The organism is Mycobacterium zoologicum (genome assembly GCF_020181635.2).
Classification (GTDB): Bacteria; Actinomycetota; Actinomycetes; order Mycobacteriales; family Mycobacteriaceae; genus Mycobacterium; species Mycobacterium zoologicum.
Map to the genome: position 1 here is coordinate 50,540 of NZ_JAYJJS010000013.1, position 21,720 is coordinate 72,259.

Genomic DNA, 21,720 nt, shown 5'->3' on the forward strand with positions numbered 1-21,720 from the left:
CCCTACAGCCCGAGTTCGGCTTCGAATTCGCCTTCCTCAAGCCGGTTCTTGATGGTGGTGACGAACCGTCCGGCGTCGGCGCCGTCGATCAGCCGGTGGTCGTAGGTCAACGGGAGGTAGGAGATCGACCGCACGCCGACGGACTCGTTGCCGGCCTCGTCGATGACCACCCGCGGGCGCTTGACGATGGCTCCGGTGCCGAGCATGGCGGCCTGCGGCGGGACCAGGATCGGGGTGTCGAACAACGCGCCCTGGCTGCCGATATTGGTGATCGTGAAGGTGCCGCCGGCCAATTCGTCCGGTCGCAGACCGCCCGACCGCGCCCGTGCGGCGATGTCGGCGATGGCACGGGCCAGACCCGCCAGCGACAGATCACCGGCGTTGTGGATCACCGGGGACAGCAGTCCCTGTTCGGTGTCCACCGCAAAGCCCAGGTGCTCGGCGTCGTAGTAGGTGATTTCGCCGGCGTCCTCGTTGTAGCTGGCGTTGACGTTCGGATGCGCCTTGAGTGCGTCGATCACCGCGCGGGCGATGAACGGCAGGTAGGTCAGGTTGACGCCCTCGCGCTCGGCGAAGTCGGCCTTCGCCCGGGCCCGCAGCGCCACGATGCGGGTCATGTCGACCTCGTGGGTCTGGGTGAGCTGGGCGGTGGCCTGCAGCGACTCGCGGGTCTTGCGGGCGGTGAGCTGCCGGATCCGGTTGGCCTTGGCGGTGGTGCCGCGCAGGTGGGCCAGGGCCGAAACCGGCGCCGACGGCGCTGCCGTCGGTTGCGCGGCCGGTGCGGCCGCAGCTGCGGGAGCCTTGCGCTGTTCGGCGGCTGCCAGCACGTCCTGCTTGCGAATCCGTCCGCCGACGCCGGTTCCGCTGACCTGGCTCAGGTCGACGCCGTTGTCGGCCGCGAGCTTGCGGACCAGCGGAGTCACATACGGCGTGGTGTCTCCTGCTGGAGCAGGAGCCGCCGGAGCAGGTGCCGGAGCCGGAGGAGCCGGGGGCGCGGCGGGAGCAGCAGGGGGAGCGGGCGGCGCTGCCGGTGCCGGGGGCGCGGGGGCCGCAGCGGGCGGCGGTGATGCCGCGGGTTCGGGCGTGGGAGCCGGAGCAGCCGCCGGTGCCGCCGCCGACCCCGATCCGATCCTGGCCAGCTCGCCGCCGACTGCGACCGTGGCGTCCTCGCCGGCGGTGATCGACAGCAGCGTGCCCGCCACCGGGGACGGGATCTCGGTGTCGACCTTATCCGTGGAGACCTCCACCAACGGCTCGTCGACCGCCACCGCATCGCCGACCTGCTTGAGCCACCGTGTCACGGTGCCCTCGGTCACCGACTCGCCTAGTTCGGGCATCAGCACCGGCGTGCCGTCACCGGCCGGCGCCGCAGCGGCGGCCGGCGCAGGTGCCGGCGGCGGCGTCGGCGCGGGAGCGGGAGCGGGAGCGGCGGCCGGAGCCGCGGGAGCCGCGGGAGCGGGAGCGGCGGCCGGAGCCGCGGGAGCCGCAGTGCTCTCGCCTGCCTCGCCGATCAGCGCCAGTTCGCCGCCGACCTCGACGGTGTCGTCCTCCTGGGCGACGATCTTGGTCAGCACACCCGACACCGGCGCCGGGATCTCGGTGTCGACCTTGTCGGTGGACACCTCCAGCAGCGGCTCGTCGACCTCGACCGTGTCGCCCTCCTTTTTGAGCCAGCGGGTCACGGTTCCCTCGGTCACGCTCTCACCGAGTGCCGGCATCTGAACTGAGAACGCCATCGCAGTTGACTCCTCGATAGGTCGGCGGGCTGCTTGGCCCGGTGTAGCAGGCGCGCTTCTGGCTTACCACAGCGACGCAGTCCCGATGCCGCATGCCGACGGATCGTCGACACCATTGACACCTGATGGAGATGGGATTCAGCCGCGACAGCCACACTAGTACCCGCGAGCGATGCGGACGTCATGACGGCGGGGCAAGCCACAAACAGCGACACCGGTGTCGGGTCGACTGCTTGGCCGGCTCGATTCCCCGCCAGTTGGGTTCCGCCGCCACTAAAATCCCGGCAATGGGACCGAGAGAAGTCGTCGACCGCTGCGAACTCTGGTCCGGCTACGACATCTCGGGAGTGGCCAGCAACTACCAGGCAATCGCCGGCATCCTCGCCGGATTCACCTTTGCCGCCATCACCGTTGTGCTTGACCGCTCACATAGACATCGCATCGCCGCCGATGAGCGCGGCGCACGTGCGATCGAATACGAGAAACTGACCGGACTCGCGCTGGTGAGCGCATTTCTCGGTCTGCTTTTTGCAAGCTTTCAATACGGCATCTTGTCCGGTGAGCGTGGCTGTGCGCTCACCGGTGGACGGGCCGCGTCCGAAGAACTACTGGGTGACGTGATGTTCGGCGCCGCCATTTACATCCTGGTTTACGGCCTGGTGCAGTTCGCCGCGACATCGGCTCCCGCACTTGCCAAACACGCGCGGTTCATTGTGGCGGTTCTCGTTCCCCCTGTTGTGGTTAGTTTCGCCGAAATCAAGCTCATGGACCTCGCTGTCTCTCTCGGTTCCCCGGAAACGCAGCAGCCACTCCAACCGCTGTGGGACCAGGCGCACGGACTGGCGGTTCCGATCGGACTGTCGGTCATGGCCCTGTGCGGTGTGTGCTGGCTTCTCGGAAGCAAAAGACGGCATTCGGCGGCGGCATCGGGGCGGATCGCGCGTGGCACTCAAACAGCGCTGCCCTACATCACGATCGGATTCGTCATGGGCGCGAGGATTCATTCGGTTGTGGGGCTACCGACCGCAGATCCGACGTCGAGGATTACGGCCTGCCAGGGCTGGACATGGGTGCTTCTGCTCACCGGCATGGTGCTGTTTCAAAGCGTCGCCCTGGCATTCCAAAAAGGCGTCGAGGGTCCCGGTCTCGATGCCGAGGAAACGCAGTCACCCGACCGTCACCGGGTCGACCAGAGCTAGCCCCGCTCGCAGATGTCTTCCAAGACCGCGAACATCGTGCGGGTCGGCACACCGGTCCCACCCTTGGGCGTGTAGCCCCAAGCGCCGCCGGAGTTGTAGGCCGGCCCGGCGACGTCGATGTGCACCCAGTCCACCCCGTCGGCCACGAACTCACGCAGGAACACCCCGGCGACCAGCATGCCGGCGAACCGTTGCCCGCTGACGTTGGCCAGGTCGGCCACCGTGGACTTCAGGTCCTCTTTGAGCTCGTCGGGCAGCGGCATCGCCCAACCGTTCTCGCCGACGGCCTGCGAGATCGCCGCCACTCGGTCGCGGAACTCGTCGGAACCCATCACACCGGGGATGCGCGCGCCGAGCGCCACGGTCTGCGCGCCGGTCAGGGTCGAGGTCTCGATCAGATAGTCGGGGTTGTCCTCGCAGGCCCGCACGATCGCGTCGGCCAGGATCAGCCGGCCCTCGGCGTCGGTGTTGAGCACTTCGACGGTGGTGCCGCCGTACTGGGTGAGCACGTCACCGGGGCGCTGCGCGGTGGACGACGGCATGTTCTCGGCCATCGGCACGGTCGCGGTCACCTCGACCGGCAGGCCCCGCCGGGCGGCCAGCACGACGGTCGCGATCACCGCGGCCGCCCCACCCATGTCGGAGGTCATGTGGTGCATGGACGCGGCCGGTTTGATCGAGATGCCGCCGGTGTCGAAGGTGATGCCTTTGCCGACCAGGGCCACCTTCTTCGTGGCGCCGCTGGGGCGGTGGGTCAACCGCACCAGTCGCGGCGGGCGCGATGAGCCTTTGCCCACACCGATCACCCCGCCGTAACCGGCCTTTGCCAGTGCAGCCTCGTTGAGCACCTCGACGTCCAGGCCGGCGGCTTCGCCCAGTGCCTTTGCGCGCGCGGCAAATTCGGCGGGGAACAGGTGGCTCGGCGGCGTGTTGACGAAGTCCCGCGCGGTGGCCACCGCGGCGGCGACCTCGGCGCCACGGACCACCTGCTCGTCGGCGTCGGCCGCGGTGGACAGCACGGTCACCGAACGCAGGCCCTCGTCCGGCGGGGCGGTCTTGTCGCTGCGGAACGCGGTGAAGCGGTAGGCGCCCAGCAGCAGTCCCTCGACACCGGCGGCCAGTGTGCCCTCGCCGGTCAGCCCGCCCAGCGCACTGATCACCGTCGCGGTGCCGTTCAGCGAGCGGGCCGCGGTACCCGCGGCGCGCCGGATCAGATCCGCGGGCCAGGAGTCTTGGACCCTGCCTAGCCCGATGGTCAGCACGCTGGCCACCGGCAGCGACGCCACCACCAGCCGGTGTACCTGCTCGCTGCCACCCTTGGCGCCCAGTGCGCGCAGACCGGACTCGATCTCGGCGATCGCCTCAGCCGGCAGCGCGGGTTCGGTCGTGGCAATGGTGGCGCCGGCCTCGGTGTCATCGCCGGTCGACACGACCGGGACGATCAGCACGGCCTGGTCCGTGCCGGAAGGCAGCGCTGCGGTGACGGTGACGGTGGGGGACTGGTAGCCGAGTTCGGTGCTCACAGGCACCTACCCTAGCGATGCGCCGATCGCCGTAGCTCGTACGCCGCAACGGGTTCGTCGAAGCCCTTGAGTGTCAACGGTTCCTGCACGATCGTCTGCCACTCCGACAAGCCACCGCAGAGCCCGGTCGAGGCGAGGATCTGATTGGGCGCTGCGGCGTCCACCAGGCGGGCGGCCAGGTTGACCGGCGTGCCGAAGTAGTCGCCGTTGATCGCCAGCACCTCCCCGTAGGCCAGGCCGGCCCGCACCTGAAGCCCGGCCGCCTGCGCCTTCGGATGGTCGACCAGATCGGCGGCGGCCTTGGCCAGCAGCTGCGGTGTCGAGCTCACCCACATCACCGCGTCGCCGATGAACTTGACCACCCGTCCGCCATCGGCGTGCACCACGTCGGCGACGCTGCCGCCGAATTCGGTGAGCAGGTTCGCCAGCTCCGCGGCGGTCAGAACCTGGGTCAGTGCGGTGAACCCGGTCAGGTCGGCGAACCCCACGCCGCACACGATGCTCGCCGACGCTCCACCTGCCAGCCCTTCGAGAAATGTCCGGTGGCTGACCTGGTGCTGGCGGTGGACGGCGTCGATCATCGCGCCGATGCGGGGGATGTACGCCGCGACCGACCGCCATGCCCGTGCGGTGCGGAGCTCGCTTTGGGTGTGGCCCAGCCAGACGTTGGGCTCGGTGAGCCGGATCATGCTCGACTCGGCCTCGGCCAGCCGGGCCATGGTGGCCCCCAATACCCGCAGGAAGCCGTCGACGGGCTCCCCGAGAAACGAGCGCATCTCGGCCCAGGTCGCGAGCCCGTCGACGTCGGCCTGGCTCAGGACCGCGGTGTCCGGGTCGGCGACGCTCAGACCGAGCATCGTCCAGGCGCGCTCGACCTCTACGAGGGGAATGCCCAGAGCCTCGGCGGCGGTCCGCAACGTGTGGATCGGCGGACCCGAGCGCCCCACCGCGTCGCCGGCCAGCCCGAACAGCCTGCCCTGCCGCTCGGCATCGGCCATGTCCTCCGCGGTGAAGCCCAGACCGTCCAGGTATTCGACCAGACCGGCGCGGTCGCGCGCGTCGGCGATTCCCGCTGCTTCGAGCGCCTCCCAATCAACCATCCCTACAAGTGTGCCGATTAGGGTGGCTCCACGTGAGCGAACTGCAACACGGACCCCTGGAAGACCGTCACCGCGAGCTGGGCGCCAGCTTCGCCGAGTTCGGCGGTTGGCTGATGCCGGTGTCCTATGCCGGCACGGTCGCCGAGCACAACGCCACCCGCGACACCGTCGGCCTGTTCGACGTCAGCCACCTGGGCAAGGCCACCGTCGCCGGGCCGGGCGCAGCAGAGTTCGTCAACGCCACGCTCACCAACGACCTGAACCGAATCGGGCCCGGCAAGGCGCAATACACCTTGTGCTGCAACGAATCCGGTGGCGTGATCGACGACCTGATCGCCTACTACGTCTCCGACGACGAGATCTTCCTGGTGCCCAACGCCGCCAACACCGCCGCGGTGGTGGCCGCCCTGCAGGCGGCGGCCCCGGCCGGGGTGAGCATCACCGACGAGCACCGCTCACGGGCGGTGCTGGCGGTGCAGGGCCCGAAATCGACCGAGGTGCTGGCCGGTCTGGGCCTGCCGACCGAGATGGACTACATGGGCTTCGCCGACGCCACCTATTCGGGCGTACCGGTGCGGGTGTGCCGCAGCGGCTACACCGGTGAACACGGCTACGAACTGCTGCCGGCCTGGGACTCCGCCGGTGTGGTGTTCGACGCGCTGGTGGCGGCGGTGACCGGGCTCGGGGGAGAGCTGGCGGGCCTGGGGGCGCGCGACACGCTGCGCACCGAGATGGGCTATCCGCTGCACGGCCACGAGCTGTCGCTCGACATCTCGCCGCTGCAGGCCCGCTGCGGCTGGGCGATCGGCTGGAAGAAGGACGCGTTCTTCGGCCGCGACGCGCTGCTGGCCGAGAAGGCGTCCGGCCCGGCACGATTGCTGCGCGGACTGCAAGTCACCGGCCGGGGAGTGCTGCGGGCCGATCTGGCGGTGCTCAGCGGTGACCGCGGGGTCGGGATCACCACCTCGGGCACGTTCTCGCCGACGCTCAAGGCCGGGATCGCCCTGGCGCTGATCGACGCCGACGCCGGTATCTCCGACGGCGCGCAGGTCACCGTCGACGTACGCGGCCGCGCCGTGGAGTGCGAGGTTGTGGCTCCACCGTTCGTGACGGCAAAAACCCGCTAGCGCACCGGTTATACAATCGCTGCATGAAAAGCGGCCTCCTCGATTTCCACGTGTCGGTCACAGCGAATCCGACGCCCGACGAGGTACGCGAAACCATCTTGGCCGAGCCGGGTTTCGGCAAGTTCCACACCGACCACATGGTGTCCATCGACTACACCGCAGACGCCGGGTGGCACAACGCGCGGGTGATGCCCTACGGGCCGATCGAGTTGGACCCCTCAGCGGTCGTCCTGCACTACGCGCAGGAGGTGTTCGAGGGCCTCAAGGCCTACCGCTGGACCGACGGCTCGATCGTGTCGTTCCGGCCGGAGGCCAACGCGGCGCGCATGCGGGCGTCGGCTCGGCGGCTGGCGATCCCGGAACTGCCCGACGAGTTGTTCATCGCGTCGCTGCGGCAGCTCATCGCCGTCGACTCCGCCTGGGTGCCGGCCGCCGGGGGTGAGGAATCGCTGTACCTGCGGCCGTTCATCTTCGCCACCGAGCCGGGACTGGGCGTGCGCCCCGCCAACGAGTACCGCTGCCTGGTGATGGCCTCACCGGCCGGCGCGTACTTCAAGGGCGGCATCAAGCCGGTGAGCGTGTGGTTGTCGACGGAGTACGTGCGGGCCTGCCCGGGCGGTACCGGCGCCGCCAAGTTCGGTGGCAACTACGCCGCGTCGCTGGTGGCCCAGGCCCAGGCCGCCGACAACGGTTGCGACCAGGTGGTGTGGCTGGATGCCGCCGAGCGGCGCTACGTCGAGGAGATGGGCGGGATGAACCTGTTCTTCGTCTTCGGCACCGGCGGGTCGGCGCGGCTGGTGACGCCCGAGCTGTCCGGCTCGCTGCTGCCCGGTATCACCCGGGATTCTTTGCTGCAGTTGGCAACCGATGCGGGTTTCGCCGTCGAGGAGCGCAAGATCGACGTCGACGAGTGGCGGGACAAGGCCGCCACCGGCGAGATCACCGAGGTTTTTGCGTGCGGCACCGCGGCAGTCATCACGCCGGTGTCACAGGTCAAGTCTGCGGAAGGGGACTTCACCGTCGCCGACGGCCGGCCCGGTGAGGTGACCATGGCGTTGCGGGACACTCTGACCGGAATCCAACGCGGCACTTTCGCCGACACTCACGGCTGGATGGCCCGACTGGACTGAGCGGGCGCCGCTCAGTTTTGGTGACAGGGCGAAGGGCTCGGGCCGTCCTCGGTGGCCATCGCCTCGTTCGCTTCGTTTGCCCAGGCAGGCCAGTCCTTGGCTTCGACGTCAGGTTCGTCATCGCAGCCGTCGCCCATCGCCTTTCGCGATTCGCGACTCCGCTTGCTGTATCGGTGGTGCCGAGCCATCGGTGCTGCCCTCCCGTGCGACGCCTGTGACTACCGGTTGTTAATGCCGGTTCCATTTTTACAAACCTACTCTGTTGGTAAGGCGCCGGGTGGGAGAGAAGCAAAACAATTCACAGAAATGCAACTTTTCAGATGATGTTGCGCGGCCGATCGCAACGCGTGCGCGGGCGTCAGCCGGGCGCCCCGGGGCTACCGGCTGTACCGTCGGCGCCGCCGGGTCCACCTGAGCCGCCGTTCGCACCGAAGCCGCCGATGCCGTCGCCGCCATTGCCGCCGACTCCGCCTTCACCGTGGCCATCGATGCCGTAGGGGGAGACGTTGAACCCGCCGGTGCCGCCGTCACCGCCGGTGCCACCTCGGGCGCCATCGCCGCTGCTCGCAGTGGTTGACGCAGCGCCACCCGCGCCGCCGTCGCCGCCGTACCCACCCACGGTGCCCAACGGGCCGCCGGTCGGATTGGTGGCTGCATCGCCGCCGGTTCCACCGGTGCCGCCGGTGCCGCCGATGGCGCTGGCGCCGCCGGCCGCATTGCTGGTCGCATCGCCGCCGGCACCACCGGTGCCGCCACCGCCGGCCTGGGCGCCCCAGAAGCCGCCGGTTGCACTGGTGGTCGCATTTCCGCCGGTGCCGCCCGCGCCGCCGTCGCCGCCGAAAGCCGTCGCGCCGTCGGCATCGCCGCCGGTGCCGCCGGTGCCGCCGGTGCCACCGCGGACGTCCGAGCTGACGAGGCCGGTGCTGCCGTTGGCGCTATCGCCGCCGTGCCCACCATGACCGCCGGTGCCGCCGGTGGCGCCGTTGACCGCAGCGCCACCGGTGCCGCCTCCACCACCAGTCCCCCCATAGGCGTAGCCGCCTGCAGTACCGGTTGCGGTGCTGATGTGGCCCTGGCCGCCGTCGCCGCCGTCGCCGCCGGTGCCGCCGGTGCTGCCGAGACCGCTGGCGCTGCCACCGGTTCCGCCGCGTCCGCCTGTACCACCGATGCCCGCAAGGTCTCCGTCGTAGGCGCGTCCACTGCTGGCGCCACCGTCACCTCCGGTGCCTCCGGCGCCGCCCTTGCCGCCGGCATGGCCGGCGCCGCCACCTCCGCCGCCACCGCCGCCTCCGCCGGTACTGGAGCCGGTGCCGCCGGTGCCGCCGGTCCCTGCGACGCCGTTGCCGTCGCTGCCGCCGTTGCCGCCGCGACCGCCGTCACCGGCGGCGATGACGCCGTACCCGCCTCCTCCACCGGGGCCGCCGACATTGCCGAGTGCGCCTCCGGACCCGCTTCCACCGGTGCCGCCGTCACCACCCGTCCCGCCGATGTCGCCGTTACCGCCGCTACCGCCCCCGCCGGCCCAGCCGGCGAGGTAGCCGTCGGCCGTGGCGGCGCCGCCGTTGCCGCCGCGTCCGCCGGTTCCGCCGAGATGGCCGTTGCCGCCCATGCCGCCACCGCTGCCGTGCCCTCCGCCGAGCCCGTTGCCGCCGTTGCCGCCGTTTCCGCCGGCTCCGCCGTTTCCGTAGACACCATTCGCGGAGCTGCCGCCGTTGCCACCGCTGCCGCTGTATCCGGCGTCGCCGCCGTAGCCGATGTTGCCGCCGTCGCCACCGTTGCCGCCGTTTCCGCCGCCACCGCCGTTGCCGCCGTCACCGAACAGCGCCGCCGTGGAACCGCCTTGCCCGCCGCTGGCAGCGTCGCCGCCGACGACGCCCGCCGTTTCGTCGAAGCCGTTCCCACCGGCGCCGCCGGCGCCACCGTTGCCGAAAAGCCAACCCACCGCGTAGCCGCCGCTGCCGCCCTGCCCGCCGTTACCGTTGCCGTTGCCCTCTACTTCGATGCTGCCGTGGATACCGTTTCCGCCGGTCCCGCCGTCGCCGCCATTACCCATGTAGGTGCCGCCGTTGCCGCCATTACCGCCGACCGCGTAGTAGGCGGTGTAAGTCTGACGCTCGCCGTCGGCGTCGCCGCCGGCGCCACCGTTGCCGAAGAATCCGGCGTTGCCGCCGTTTCCGCCCCAGCCGGCTGCGGTCGTACCGCCGTCGCCACCGTCGCCGAACCACAGCCCGCCGTCGCCACCTAAGGCTGCTTCGTTGGTGCTGCCGTCGATGCCGTCGGCGCCGTTGCCGATCAGCATCTGGCCGTTGCCGAAGGTGTTGTTGATCCAGGTGCTGATCTCCATGCCGGACTGGGTGGCCAGCCAGGCCTGGCCGGCGTCGTGTATCGGGGTGTAGATCCAGGTGTCGAACAACTGGGCCATCGTGGGGTCGGCGGCAGCGGCGACCGGTGACCAACTGGCAGCTTCGAACAGTTCATCGATCCAGTCGATGAGCGGGTCGGCGTGGGCGGTCGAGACGCTGAGCAGCGGGCTTATCCCGACCGCAAGGAACGTTCCAACCGTGCTGCCCAGCCCGATCAGCCGGGAGCGGCTGCGGGCACTCGTGCTGCTGCGCAGACCGGACATGAAGTGCTCCTCTCCCATGGCCTGACGATCCGATAAGCACAGACGCTAAGGCCGCTGAGAAGAACGGCATGCAGTAGTCGACTACTGCACTTTGGATTCGTCAGTGCGCGGCGGCCAGTACGACGGCCGTCACCGTCGTCGCCGCCTCGACGGCGGCGCCCAGCACGTCTCCGGTGATGCCGCCCAGTCGGCGCACACAGTGCGCGATGAACAGCCCGGTGCAGCCGAGCGCCAGCACCACGGCGAGCGGTCCCTGCCACGGCACCGGACCGGCCGTCAGCGATGCGACTGCCAGTGCCAGCACCCAGGCAACCGCCACCGCAACCGGCTGGCTGCCGGCCACCCCTGCGCCCAGGGTGCTGCCCGCAGCCACGGGAACCCGACGCAGACAGGCCAGCACCGCCGCCACCCGGCCCGCGGCGACCGCGACCACGATCCCCGCCGGATTCAGCATCGAGAACGTCAGCGCCTGCAGGCCGATCACCAGCACCACCGCAACGACCCCGAACGGTCCGGTTGAACCGTCACGCATCACCTGCAGGGCCTGGAGCGCGGGACGATATGACCCGAGTCCGTCGGCGGTGTCGGCCACCCCGTCGATGTGCAGGCCTCGGGTGGCGGCCAGCAGTGCGGCCACCGCCAGCAGGCCCGCCAGGGGGCTGCCCGGGCCGAACGCCTGCTCGCCGGCCCAGGCCACCGCTGCCGCCAGCGCGCCCAGCGCCGCACCGACCACCGGAAACGCGGTCATCGCTCCGCGCCCCAGGGGTCGGTCAGCTGATACGGGCAGAATCGTTCCGAACCCGAAAGACGCTGCCAGGGAAGCGATCACTGGCCGGCCCGATCGGCGGGCCCTGATATGCCGGCTTCGGAGAACGTCGCCATAGAAGCCAATGTCGCCACCGCGGCGCGCAGCACCGGCAGCGCCACCGCGGCACCGGAGCCCTCACCCAGGCGCATCCGCAGGTCCAGGATGGGCTCGAGTCCCAGTGCGGTGCAGGCCAGCGCGTGCGCCGGCTCGGGGGAGCGGTGGCCGGCCTGCCACCACGCCCGCGCACCTGGGGCCAGCTGGTCGGCGACCAGGGCGGCGGCCGTCGACGCCAGGCCGTCCAGCAGTACCGGGGTGCGCCGGACGGCGGCCTGGGCGCAGAAGCCGGCCAGCGCGGCCAGGTCGGCGCCGCCGCAGCAGCGCAGCAGACCCAACGGGTCGGAGCGCTGCGATCGGGACCGGAACAGCGCATCGCGTACCGCCGCGGTCTTTCGCGCCCAGCCGGCGTCGTCGATCCCGGTGCCGTGGCCGACGGCCGCCACCGGCTCGGCACCGGTCAGGGAGGCGACCAACGTCGTTGCGACAGTGGTATTTCCGATTCCCATGTCGCCGGGAATGAGTAGGTCCGCTCCGCCGTCGACCTCCTCGTCGGCGATGCGCCGCCCGGCTTCGACCGCGGCCAGCGTCTGCTCGGTGCTCAGGGCGTCCTCGAGTGCGATGTCGCCGCTGCCGCGGCGCACCTTATAGACAGCGGAGACAGCGTTGGTTTCGTTGTCTACCGCCATGTCGACCACCCGGACGCCCGCATCGCCGACCGCAGCCAGGGCGTTGATGGCCGCTCCGCCACTCTCGATGTTGGCGACCATCTGCGCGGTCACCTCCGGCGGATAAGCCGACACCCGTGCCCGGGTGACGCCGTGATCGCCGGCGAACACCACGATCCGGACCCGCTCGAACTGCTGGGGCGGGCACTGGCCCTGACACGACGCCACCCAGACCGAGAGGTCCTCCAGGCGTCCCAGTGCGCCGGCGGGCTTGGTGAGCAGATTCTGACGGGCCCGCGCGGCGGCGGCCGCCTGCGCATCGGGCGCCGTGACCGTCGGGAAACGCACGGTGCCCTCAGTCGAGGCGCTCACCGCGCCGTACCTGCGGGCGCGGCACCCGCATCCGGCGCAGCGTGGATGCCCGGCCGGCAGCGTAAAGCCCGAATTTCCAACGGGATTCGGTGTTCTCCGGGTACTTCGTGTCGATCAGCTTGATGACTTTGCGGGCCACCAGCACTCCGTCGAGAGCCATCAGGATCATCAGCAACATGATCGCCGGGGAGATGTAGAACTGGATCTGCGGGACGGCGATCATGATGAACATCAGCCCCAGCATCACCGGCATGAACAGGCCCAGCAGGTTGTAGCGGGCATCGACGATGTTGCGGGCATACCGGCGCTCCGGACCCCGGTCACGGGGCTGCAGCGCGGCCTCTTCGCCGGCCAGCACCCGGTCCCGGTGGGTGGCCTGGCGCTCCCGGCGCAGCGCACTCGCGGCGCGGCGCTCCTCCTTGCTGAGCTTCGGTCCAGCCAGGGTCTTGCGGCGGGCCCGGGCCTCCGAGGACGTCATCGGGGCAGGCGCCACCGGGCCGCGACGCTTGGCGGCCGCGTTGCGTTTGGGGGTGGGCCGTCCCTTGGGCGCGGTGACCCCGGAAGGTGCGGTTTCGTCGGTGTCGGTGCCGTCGGAGGGCGCGGCGCCGACCAGCGAGTCGGTGTACGCCGCCTCATCTCTTTTACGGCCCGGCAGTTTCACGCCCGCCAGATTACTTGCCCTGCCCGCGTCGCCGATCCTGTGGCTATACCCTGCCGGTATGGCTGACGGGTCCAGTGTCGGTGCTCGCGCCAAAGCTGCTGCGAGCTCCTTGAGGGTGCTGATCGCCCCGGACTGCTTCGGCGAGACCCTGACTGCGGTGCAGGCCGCCGCCGCCATCTCGACCGGCTGGCATCGCAGTCGGCCACACGACCGGTTGATGATCGCGCCGCAGTCCGACGGCGGTCCGGGTTTCGTCTCGGTGCTGGCCGAACAACTGGGCGAGGTGCGGCATGCGCGGGTCAGCGGACCGTTGGAGGGGTATGTCGACGCCGAGTGGGTGTGGGACGCCGCATCGCACACTGCCTACCTGGAATGCGCCCAGGCCTGCGGGGTGGCGCTGCTCGGCGGGCCGCCCTCGCCGCAGACCGCGCTCGCGGCGCACAGCACCGGTGTCGGGCAGCTGATCGACACCGCGCTGGCGACCGGGGCGCAGCGGGTCGTGGTGGGACTGGGCGGCAGCGCCTGTACCGACGGCGGCAGGGGCATGGTCGAGGCCTTGGGCGGCCTGGCAGCCGGGCGGTCCCGGTTGGCCGTCGTCGAACTGATCGCCGCCTGCGACGTAGAACACCCGCTGCTGGGTCCATGGGGCGCGGCACGCGTGTTCGGGCCGCAGAAGGGCGCCGACGAGGCCACCGTCGCGGTACTGGAAAGCCGGCTGACGGCGTGGGCCACCGACCTGGACGCCACCGCCGGCTGGCCGGTCAGTTCCGCATCGGGGGCGGGCGCGGCCGGTGGCATCGGGGCGGCCCTGCTGGCGCTGGGCGGCACGATCGAATCAGGGGCGCAGATCGTGGCCGCTCACACCGGGCTCGCCGACGCCCTGGCCGAAGCGGACCTGCTGGTCACGGGGGAAGGCCGTATCGACGAACAATCGCTGCACGGCAAGGTCATCGGTTCGCTGGCCGAGGCGGCACGGCGACGCGAGCGGGAGCTGCCGGTACTGGTGCTAGCCGGCCAGATCGGCCTGGACGAACCCGCACTGCTGTCGGCCGGGATCGCGGTCGCCCGTGCCATGGCCGACTACGCCGGCTCGGTGCGATTGGCCCTGGTCGACGCGGCCAACCAACTCATCGGCTTGGCCACTGTGACCTCGGCGCAGATCGGCACCCGGCCGGCCGATCCGTAACGTCGCGCGGATCGGTGGGCAATCGTCGGCGCAGGGTATCGTTGTTGCGGTGGGCCCAACGTCCGAGGGCCGTCTGTGTCGCGGAATGCCCACCCCGTGATCAACCGCAATAGGGAGACGCAATGACTGTTCAGGATCAGTCGACCACCGAGGCCGACAGTGGCGTTATCTTGACCGACGAAGCCGCAGCCAAAGTGAAGTCGCTGCTGCAACAAGAAGGCCGTGACGACCTGACCCTGCGCATCTCGGTTCAACCCGGGGGCTGCGCCGGCCTGCGCTACAACCTGTTCTTCGACGACCGCTCCCTTGACGGGGACGTGATCACCGAGTTCAACGGTGTGAAGCTGGCCGTCGACCGGATGAGCGCGCCGTATCTGCAGGGTGCCGAGATCGGCTACGCCGACCAGATCGACAAGCAGGGCTTCACCATCGAGAACCCCAACGCAGGCGGCTCCTGCTCGTGCGGCGACTCGTTCAACTGAGCGACTGACACCGCCTGCCGCCGTCCCCGACGGCAGGCGGCGGTCACCGGGCCGCTACCGTGGGTACCCACATTCAGGTCCGCGTTGACGACACAAAGGGGAATTTTCGGTGACCATTGCGGTGACGGGTTCGATCGCAACCGACCATCTGATGCGCTTTCCGGGTCGGTTCTCCGAGCAACTGCTCGCCGATCACCTGCAGAAGGTCTCGCTGAGCTTCCTGGTCGACGACCTGGTGGTGCACCGCGGTGGGGTGGCCGGCAACATCGCCTACGCCATCGGGGTGCTCGGCGGTGATGCCGCCCTGGTGGGTGCGGCCGGCGCCGACTTCGCCGACTACCGGCAGTGGCTGGTCTCGCACCGGGTCAACTGTGACCACGTGCTGACCTCCACGACCGCGCACACCGCCCGGTTCGTGTGCACCACCGACCTGGACATGGCGCAGATCGCGTCCTTCTACCCGGGTGCCATGTCGGAGGCCCGCAACATCTCGCTGGCCAAGCTGGTCGAGGCCGCCGGCAAGCCGGAGCTGGTGATCGTCGGCGCCAACGACCCCGAGGCGATGTTCAGCCACACCGACGAGTGCCGCAAGCTGGGCCTGGCGTTCGCCGCCGACCCGTCCCAGCAGCTCGCCCGGCTCACCGGTGAGGAGATCCGCCGGCTCATCGACGGCGCGGCGTACCTGTTCACCAACGACTACGAGTGGGACCTGCTGCTGTCCAAGAGCGGCTGGACCGAGGCCGACGTGATGAAGCAGGTCGGCCTTCGGGTGACCACCCTGGGCGCCGACGGTGTCGACATCATCGACCCGGACGGCACGCGCATCCACGTCGGCGTTGTCCCGGAGAAGGCTCAGACCGACCCGACCGGGGTGGGCGACGCGTTCCGCGCCGGTTTCCTCACCGGACGCAGCGCCGGGCTTTCCCTGGAGCGCTCCGCGCAGCTTGGCTCGCTGGTGGCGGTGCTGGTGCTGGAGTCCACCGGAACCCAGGAATGGGTGTGGGACCGCAATATCGCGGCGGCCCGGTTGGCCGATGCCTACGGCGACGATGTGGCCGCGGAGATCGGCGCCGTCCTCAAGTAGCACTTACTCCCCGCGAGCGCGCGCAAGCGTCCGGTATTTCCCCAGGTGGGAGCGAACGTTAGTGCACGCTCGGCGGAAGGGGGACGGGCGGTTAAATCTCCACCGGGTAGACCGGCTCGCTGATCAGCGGCACCACCGAGTGCTCGACGAAGATCGCGTGCCACAGCATGAGCATCAGCACCGTCCACAGGCGACGACTGTGGTCGGCGACGCCGGTGCGGTGCTCGTCGAGCATCGAGCGCACCGCGGCGACATCGACCAGGTGACCCGCGCCGGTGGCGTCCACCGTGGCGTATGCCCACTCCAGCAGCGGCCCCTCACGCAGCCAGTGCCGCAGCGGAACCGGGAACCCGAGCTTGGGCCGGTGCAGCACATGCGCGGGGATGATCGGCTCCAGCGCCCGCCGCAACGCGTACTTGGTGGTGGTGCGGGTGATCTTGGCCGACACCGGCAGCCGCGAGGCCACCTTGAACACCTCCGGGTCCAGGAACGGCACCCGCAGCTCCAGCGAATTGGCCATCGTCATCTTGTCCGCCTTGACCAGGATGTCGCCGCGCAGCCAGGTGAACAGGTCGATGTGCTGCATCCGGGCCACCGGATCCCAGCCCGCCGATTCGGCGTACAGCGGCGCGGTGACATCGGTGTGGGTCCACTGGGGCGAGAAGCCGGGCAGCACGGCCCGCAACTGCTCGTCGGAGAAGCTGCGCGCGTTGCCGTAGTAGCGCTCCTGCAGGGTCAGCGAGCCGCGATGCAGCAGGCTCTTGCCGCGCATGCCCTCGGGCAGCAGCCGCGATACCCTGCCCGCCGACCGGCGGATCGGCCCGGGCAGGTAGTCGAACGGCCGCAGTGACAGCGGCTCGCGGTAGATGGTGTAGCCGCCGAACAACTCGTCGGCGCCCTCGCCGCTCAACACCACCTTGACGTGCTTGCGGGCTTCGCGGGCGATGAAGAACAGTGGGACCAATGCCGGGTCGGCGACCGGCTCGTCGAGGTACCAGACGATCTCGGGCAGCGCGGCGACGAATTCATCGGGGGAGACCACCTTGGTCACATGCCGGGCACCGATCGCCTCGGCCGACGCCGCCGCCACGTCGATCTCGGAGAAGCCCTCCCGCTCGAACCCGGTGGTGAAGGTGATCAGCTTCGGGTTGTGGCGCATCGCCAGCGCGGCGATAGCGGTGGAGTCGATCCCGCCGGACAGAAACGCGCCGACGGTGACGTCGGCCCGCATGTGCTTGGCCACCGAGTCCTCCAGCACCGCGGTGATCTCGTCGTAGCGGGCCTGCTCGGTGTCGCGGGTGATCGGGACCGCGTCGAATCGCGGGGTGAAGTAGCGGGTGACGGCCGGGGCGCCGCCGGGACGGATCCGGGCGTAGCAGCCCGATTCCAGCCGACGGATGCCGCGGTGCAGGGTCTCGGGCTCCGGCACGTACTGCAGCACCGTGTAGTGCTGGACGGCACGCTCGTCGATCCCGGTGTCGAAGCCGACCATCTCGGCCAGGTCCAGCAGGCACTTCTTCTCGCTGCCCACCACCGTGCCGCCCGGTCCGGTCGCCATGAACAGCGGCTTGATGCCGAACGGATCCCGGGCGCAGAACATCTCGCCGGCCACGTTGTCCCAGATCGCGAAGGCGAACATGCCCCGCAGTCGGGTCAGCACCCCGGTGCCCCAGTAGTGGTAGCCGGCGACGATCGCCTCACCGTCGCCGTCGGTGGCGAACACCGCGCCATGCTGTGCGGCGAGCTCCTCGCGCAACTCCAGGTAGTTGTAGATCTCGCCGTTGAATACCAGCTCGTAGCGGGCCGGCGTATCCGGCGGCCCCCACTGCATGGGCTGGTGGGAGTGGGCGATATCGATGAACGACAGCCGGTTGAAGCCGAACACGACCTGCTCGCCGGCCCAACTCCCGCCGGGTTCGTCGGGGCCGCGGTGCCGCATCAGGCGAGTCGCCTGAGCAATCGCGTCAGCCGCGTCGGCACGGTTCGAGTCCGGGTTGGCGGTGCCGGCCGGGGCACGCACGTAGGCCAGCAGTCCACACATCGGGTCTCAGTATGCCGCACCGGCCAACGGGCAGGTACATCGAACCAACCTGATCCGGGTGGTCTACGCTGCGTAGTATTCGACTGCTCCGCCGGGTCAGTCGGCCCGTTCTGTGACTCGAGGAGGCACCAACGTGACACGTCGCGGGCAGGGCGTTGCGCTCAGCCGTCTGCTTCGACCGCTGGCGGGAGCCGGCGTGCTGGGGCTGCTGGCGGTGACGCTCAGCGGCTGCAGCTTCGACTGGACCGACGTGGTCGGTTTCGGCTGGCCCAAGGGCATCACGCCGGAGGCCGAGGCCAACTACCAGCTGTGGATCGGCATGGTGATCGCGTCGGTGATCATCGGCGGTCTGGTCTGGGGAATGATCTTCTGGTCGATGGTCTTTCACCGCAAGAAGGCCACCGATACCGAACTGCCGCGTCAGTTCGGCTACAACATGCCGCTGGAACTGGGGCTGACTGTCGTCCCGTTCCTGGCCGTGGCGATCATCTTCTACTTCACCGTGGTGGTCCAGGAGAAGATGCTGCACCAGGAGAGCAACCCCGAGGTGGTCGTCGACGTCACTGCGTTCCAGTGGAACTGGAAGTTCGGCTACCAGAAGGTCGACTTCCACGACGGCACACTGCGCGGCTACGACGGCTCGGACCCGGCCCGCAAGGCCGACATGGTCTCCAAGCCCGAGGGCGTCGACGAGCACGGCAACGAGCGGGTCGGAGCGATCCGCGGCCTGAACCCCGACGACCGGACCTACCTGAACTTCGACAAGATCGAGACGCTGGGCACCACCAGCGAGGTCCCGATTCTGGTGCTGCCCACCGGCAAGCGCATCGAGTTCGTGTTGAACTCCGCCGACGTCATCCACGCGTTCTGGGTGCCGGACTTCCTGTTCAAGCGTGACGTCATCGCCTGGCCCGAGCGCAACAACCAGGTGAACACCTTCCAGGTCGAGAAGATCAACTCCGAAGGCGCGTTCGTCGGTCACTGCGCCGAGATGTGCGGCACCTACCACGCCATGATGAACTTCGAGGTCCGGGCGGTCTCGCCTGCCGAGTTCAAGCTCTACCTCGACGAGCGCAAGGCGGGCAAGACCAACGCTGAGGCGTTGGAGGCTATCGGGCAGGCGCCGCTGGCCACCACGACCCGTCCGTTCGACAGCCGCCGCGGCCTCCAAGTCAGCGACAAGTAGGGACCCACCTCCATGCGCATCGAATCCAGGCTGTTCGAATTCGTGGCCACCTTCTTCGTGGTGGTCGGAATCATCTACGCGGCGTTGACCGCGAAGTTCGCCACCGGCGGCGTCGAGTGGGCCGGCACCACCGCACTGTTCCTGACCGGGCTGATGGCCATGATCGTGGCCACCTTCTTCCGGTTCGTCGCACGCCGGCTGGACACCCGCCCGGAAGACTACGAGGCGGCCGAGATCAGTGACGGCGCAGGGGAACTCGGCTTCTTCAGTCCGCACAGCTGGTGGCCGATCCTGATCGCACTCTCGGGCTCGGTGGCCGCCGTCGGGATCGCGCTGTGGCTGCCGTGGCTGATCGGGGCCGGGGTGGTGTTCATTCTTTCGAGCGTGGCCGGTCTGGTCTTCGAGTACTACATCGGACCCGAAAAGCACTGACCCCGATCCGCATGCGCCGCCGTGTCAACCGAAGTGGGTAGGGTTGCCGGTGCACAATGACCCGAAGCGGTCGCGACGCCGACCGTGCCAGGTCACATCGTGGCGCGTGTGGGCGCCGCGGTTGAAAGAGGATAGGCGGGAATGAGCGGGCCGAATCCCCCGGAACCGGGCTCTGGAGACGAGGACCCCGGAGTCGGTCAGTCGGCTCCGGAACCCACCTCGGAACCGGCCGGTGACAGCGTGGCAGGGATCGATGAGGCCATCGCCGCCGATCCCGGCCCGGCTCCCGACAACACCGCCTACTCGCAGGCCTATTCGGCGCCCGAGTCGGAGCAGTTCCTCAGCGGTCCTTACGTGCCGGTCGATCCCCGGCTCTACGACTACGACAGCTACGACGCGCACGACGACTCCGATCTGCACGCCCAGGCGCCGCGCTGGCCGTGGGTCGTCGGTGTCGCGGTGATCGTCGCCGCGGTCACGCTGGTGGCGACTGTGGGATATTTGGTTGCCAGCCGTACTACCGACCTTCATGACCAGAGCGCAGACGTCACCACGAGTTCCAGGGACCTGATGCCGCCGGTCCAGGACGAGATCACCAGAACCAGCACGACCACCCGCCCGCCGCCCCCGCCGTCGTCGACGACCTCCGAGGAGCCACCACCGCCGGTGGAGACCTCGACTACCACTGAGGAGCCGCCGCCACCGGTGGAGGCGCCGGCCCCAGAACCATCCAACACGACATCGGAGCCTCCAACGACCACCCAGGCCAAGCCCTTGCAGGTGACCTACTCGGTGACCGGAACCAAGGCGCCGTTCGACCAGATCACGATCACCTACGTCGACGCCTCCGGGCAGCGGCGGACCCTGCGTAACGCCTACATCCCCTGGTCGGTGACGGTGACACCGATCTCGCTGTCGGAGGTCGGCTCGGTGGAAGTGACCAGCATGTTGCGGCTGAGCAAGCTGAACTGTTCGATTACAAGGAGCGACGGTACGGTGCTCTCATCGAACACCAACGACGCACCAGCAGCGAGCTGCGGATGATGGCCCGAGGCACGGCGGACCGCTTCGTCCGGCCCGGGTACACCCCGGAGCTGGTGGACCGGATCCTGGTCGGGGTGTGCGCCGCGATCTGGCTGGCACTGCTGGGCATGGGCGTGGCGGCGACGGTGGCGCTGGCGGACCTGGGACGCGGCTTTCACGAACCGGCCGAGAAGTCACACACCGGGTTGCTCTACGTCGTCATCGGCGTCTCGGCGCTGGTGATCCTGGCCGCCATCCCGGTGCTGCTGCGCGCCCGAGCGGCCGAGGCGGCGCGACCGGCGACGGACTTCGGTGCGCACGGCGCCCCGCCGGCGCGGCGGAGCGGACCGCTGCCACAGCGCGGGTTCGACGCTCCTGGCCGCAGGGCCGCCACCGAGCGTGCGGCGCTGCCCAATCAGGCCCAGGTGGATCGGGTGCTGCTGCGGGGCATCACGGTGCTGGCCGGGGCCCTCGGCAGTGCGCTGACCATGGTTGCGCTGGCCACCTACCTGATGGCGATGGGCAAGGACACCGGGTCCTGGGTGAGCTACGGGGTAGCCGGGGCCATCACCGTGGCCATGCCCGTGATCCCGTGGCTGTACCTGCGCAGGCTCGGCGAGGTGTTGGTCTTGCCGTCCCGTTTCGGCTGAGCCGCTTCAGGGCCACAGGCGCATCGCCGACCAGCCCTCATCGTCGCGTTCGTAACGAAGTCGGCGGTGCCGGCGCCCCGGGTCGGACTGCCAGAACTCGACCGTGTCGGCCCACACCGCATACGACACCCAATCGGCCGGCACCAGGCCGGGGGACTGGTCGAGTTCGTGGTGGGCCTTGGCCAGTGCCGCATCGACTTCGGCGTCGTCGGCGTAGGGCTGACTCTGACGCCCGGTGAGCGCCATCGCCCTGGCGTCTCCGGAGCGTGCCAGGAAGTCATCGGCCGTCAACTGCGGGGGATCGGCCCGTGCGGTGGCCCTCAACCCTGATCTGGCGGCCCAGCGCGGGCCAGTAGAAGGTCAGTGCCACCGCGGGATTGCGCGCCAGCTCAACGCCTTTGCGGCTCAGCGCACTGACGGCGAAGTGCCAACCGTGCGTATCGACATCTTTAAGTATCAGCACCCGCGCTGACGGACGCCTCCCCGACACCGGTAGAAACCGTCATCGCATGCGGTTCGGTGACTCCGCTGTCAATGGCGTGCCGCAGCCATCCGACGAACAGTTCTACAGGCTCATCGGGTGCTGACGCCGGGGCGAACTCCGGTGCGGCACAAACCAAAACGGGCAGCCC

Annotated in this window: 18 protein-coding genes and 1 pseudogene; 10 read left to right on the plus strand and 9 right to left on the minus strand. The window is 69.5% G+C overall.

Annotated elements, in window-relative coordinates; genetic code table 11:
* Nucleotides 1-2: 2 nt before the first annotated feature.
* Nucleotides 3-1,736 (minus strand): 2-oxoglutarate dehydrogenase, E2 component, dihydrolipoamide succinyltransferase, encoded by a 1,734-nt coding sequence (gene sucB, locus K6T84_RS12415; RefSeq protein WP_225401826.1) that lies wholly within the window; start codon nucleotides 1,734-1,736, stop codon nucleotides 3-5.
* 287 nt (nucleotides 1,737-2,023) lie between these two features.
* Between sucB and K6T84_RS12420 the strand changes: the two genes are divergently transcribed.
* Nucleotides 2,024-2,935 (plus strand): hypothetical protein, encoded by a 912-nt coding sequence (locus tag K6T84_RS12420; RefSeq protein ID WP_225401827.1) that lies wholly within the window; start codon nucleotides 2,024-2,026, stop codon nucleotides 2,933-2,935.
* Here the strand turns inward: K6T84_RS12420 and K6T84_RS12425 are convergent.
* Together K6T84_RS12425 and K6T84_RS12430 are read right to left on the minus strand one after the other, a co-directional pair.
* The gene (locus K6T84_RS12425; protein WP_225399408.1) at nucleotides 2,932-4,458 is read right to left on the minus strand and encodes a leucyl aminopeptidase; all 1,527 of its coding nucleotides are present in this window, start codon (nucleotides 4,456-4,458) and stop codon (nucleotides 2,932-2,934) included. The genes K6T84_RS12420 and K6T84_RS12425 overlap by 4 nt on opposite strands.
* Nucleotides 4,459-4,469: 11 nt before the next feature.
* Nucleotides 4,470-5,558, minus strand: coding sequence for an adenylate/guanylate cyclase domain-containing protein (locus K6T84_RS12430; protein WP_225399409.1), 1,089 nt, complete (start codon nucleotides 5,556-5,558; stop codon nucleotides 4,470-4,472).
* Between the two features lie 32 nt (nucleotides 5,559-5,590).
* Between K6T84_RS12430 and gcvT the strand changes: the two genes are divergently transcribed.
* Nucleotides 5,591-6,685 (plus strand): glycine cleavage system aminomethyltransferase GcvT, encoded by a 1,095-nt coding sequence (gene gcvT, locus K6T84_RS12435; RefSeq protein WP_225399410.1) that lies wholly within the window; start codon nucleotides 5,591-5,593, stop codon nucleotides 6,683-6,685.
* Nucleotides 6,686-6,708: 23 nt separating this feature from the next.
* Nucleotides 6,709-7,815 (plus strand): branched-chain amino acid aminotransferase, encoded by a 1,107-nt coding sequence (locus tag K6T84_RS12440; RefSeq protein ID WP_225399411.1) that lies wholly within the window; start codon nucleotides 6,709-6,711, stop codon nucleotides 7,813-7,815.
* A 358-nt stretch (nucleotides 7,816-8,173) separates the two neighbouring features.
* Here K6T84_RS12440 and K6T84_RS12445 read toward each other — a convergent pair whose 3' ends face one another.
* From K6T84_RS12445 to K6T84_RS12460, 4 genes are all read right to left on the minus strand, one after another.
* Complete coding sequence (locus K6T84_RS12445; protein ID WP_329786685.1) at nucleotides 8,174-10,441, minus strand: PE family protein; 2,268 nt, start codon at nucleotides 10,439-10,441, stop codon at nucleotides 8,174-8,176.
* 100 nt (nucleotides 10,442-10,541) lie between these two features.
* Nucleotides 10,542-11,270: an adenosylcobinamide-GDP ribazoletransferase gene (locus K6T84_RS12450; RefSeq protein ID WP_225399412.1), complete on the minus strand. Its 729-nt coding sequence runs from the start codon at nucleotides 11,268-11,270 to the stop codon at nucleotides 10,542-10,544.
* Nucleotides 11,267-12,319, minus strand: coding sequence for a nicotinate-nucleotide--dimethylbenzimidazole phosphoribosyltransferase (gene cobT / locus K6T84_RS12455; protein WP_225401995.1), 1,053 nt, complete (start codon nucleotides 12,317-12,319; stop codon nucleotides 11,267-11,269). Before cobT ends, K6T84_RS12450 begins: the two co-directional genes overlap by 4 nt.
* A gap of 7 nt (nucleotides 12,320-12,326) precedes the next feature.
* Entirely contained in the window at nucleotides 12,327-13,004 is a 678-nt protein-coding gene (locus K6T84_RS12460) for a DUF3043 domain-containing protein (protein ID WP_408065976.1), read from the minus strand.
* 109 nt (nucleotides 13,005-13,113) lie between these two features.
* Here K6T84_RS12460 and K6T84_RS12465 point away from each other — a divergent pair, with 109 nt between their 5' ends.
* The 3 genes from K6T84_RS12465 (at nucleotide 13,114) to K6T84_RS12475 (ending at nucleotide 15,756) form a co-directional block, all read left to right on the plus strand.
* Nucleotides 13,114-14,190, plus strand: a complete 1,077-nt coding sequence (locus K6T84_RS12465) for a glycerate kinase family protein (protein ID WP_408066102.1) — start codon at nucleotides 13,114-13,116, stop codon at nucleotides 14,188-14,190.
* A gap of 122 nt (nucleotides 14,191-14,312) precedes the next feature.
* Nucleotides 14,313-14,672 (plus strand): HesB/IscA family protein, encoded by a 360-nt coding sequence (locus K6T84_RS12470; protein WP_225399414.1) that lies wholly within the window; start codon nucleotides 14,313-14,315, stop codon nucleotides 14,670-14,672.
* Between the two features lie 109 nt (nucleotides 14,673-14,781).
* Nucleotides 14,782-15,756: a carbohydrate kinase family protein gene (locus tag K6T84_RS12475; RefSeq protein WP_225401829.1), complete on the plus strand. Its 975-nt coding sequence runs from the start codon at nucleotides 14,782-14,784 to the stop codon at nucleotides 15,754-15,756.
* Nucleotides 15,757-15,847: 91 nt separating this feature from the next.
* Here K6T84_RS12475 and asnB read toward each other — a convergent pair whose 3' ends face one another.
* Nucleotides 15,848-17,797, minus strand: coding sequence for an asparagine synthase (glutamine-hydrolyzing) (asnB, locus tag K6T84_RS12480; protein WP_225401830.1), 1,950 nt, complete (start codon nucleotides 17,795-17,797; stop codon nucleotides 15,848-15,850).
* A 112-nt stretch (nucleotides 17,798-17,909) separates the two neighbouring features.
* Here asnB and ctaC point away from each other — a divergent pair, with 112 nt between their 5' ends.
* The 4 genes from ctaC to K6T84_RS12500 all read left to right on the plus strand — a co-directional run bounded on the left by ctaC (nucleotide 17,910) and on the right by K6T84_RS12500 (nucleotide 21,088).
* Nucleotides 17,910-18,983 (plus strand): aa3-type cytochrome oxidase subunit II, encoded by a 1,074-nt coding sequence (gene ctaC, locus K6T84_RS12485; RefSeq protein WP_408065975.1) that lies wholly within the window; start codon nucleotides 17,910-17,912, stop codon nucleotides 18,981-18,983.
* A 12-nt stretch (nucleotides 18,984-18,995) separates the two neighbouring features.
* A complete protein-coding gene (gene ctaF / locus K6T84_RS12490) occupies nucleotides 18,996-19,415 on the plus strand; it encodes a cytochrome c oxidase subunit 4 (protein ID WP_225399418.1) in 420 nt (139 codons plus the stop codon).
* A 141-nt stretch (nucleotides 19,416-19,556) separates the two neighbouring features.
* Nucleotides 19,557-20,459, plus strand: coding sequence for an MmpS family transport accessory protein (locus tag K6T84_RS12495; RefSeq protein ID WP_225401831.1), 903 nt, complete (start codon nucleotides 19,557-19,559; stop codon nucleotides 20,457-20,459).
* Nucleotides 20,456-21,088 (plus strand): DUF2561 family protein, encoded by a 633-nt coding sequence (locus K6T84_RS12500; protein ID WP_225399420.1) that lies wholly within the window; start codon nucleotides 20,456-20,458, stop codon nucleotides 21,086-21,088. The genes K6T84_RS12495 and K6T84_RS12500 overlap by 4 nt, the downstream gene beginning before the upstream one ends.
* A gap of 6 nt (nucleotides 21,089-21,094) precedes the next feature.
* On the opposite strand, the pseudogene K6T84_RS12505 reads toward K6T84_RS12500, so the two are convergent.
* Nucleotides 21,095-21,708, minus strand: a pseudogene (locus K6T84_RS12505) (pyridoxine/pyridoxamine 5'-phosphate oxidase).
* Nucleotides 21,709-21,720 lie beyond the last annotated feature (12 nt).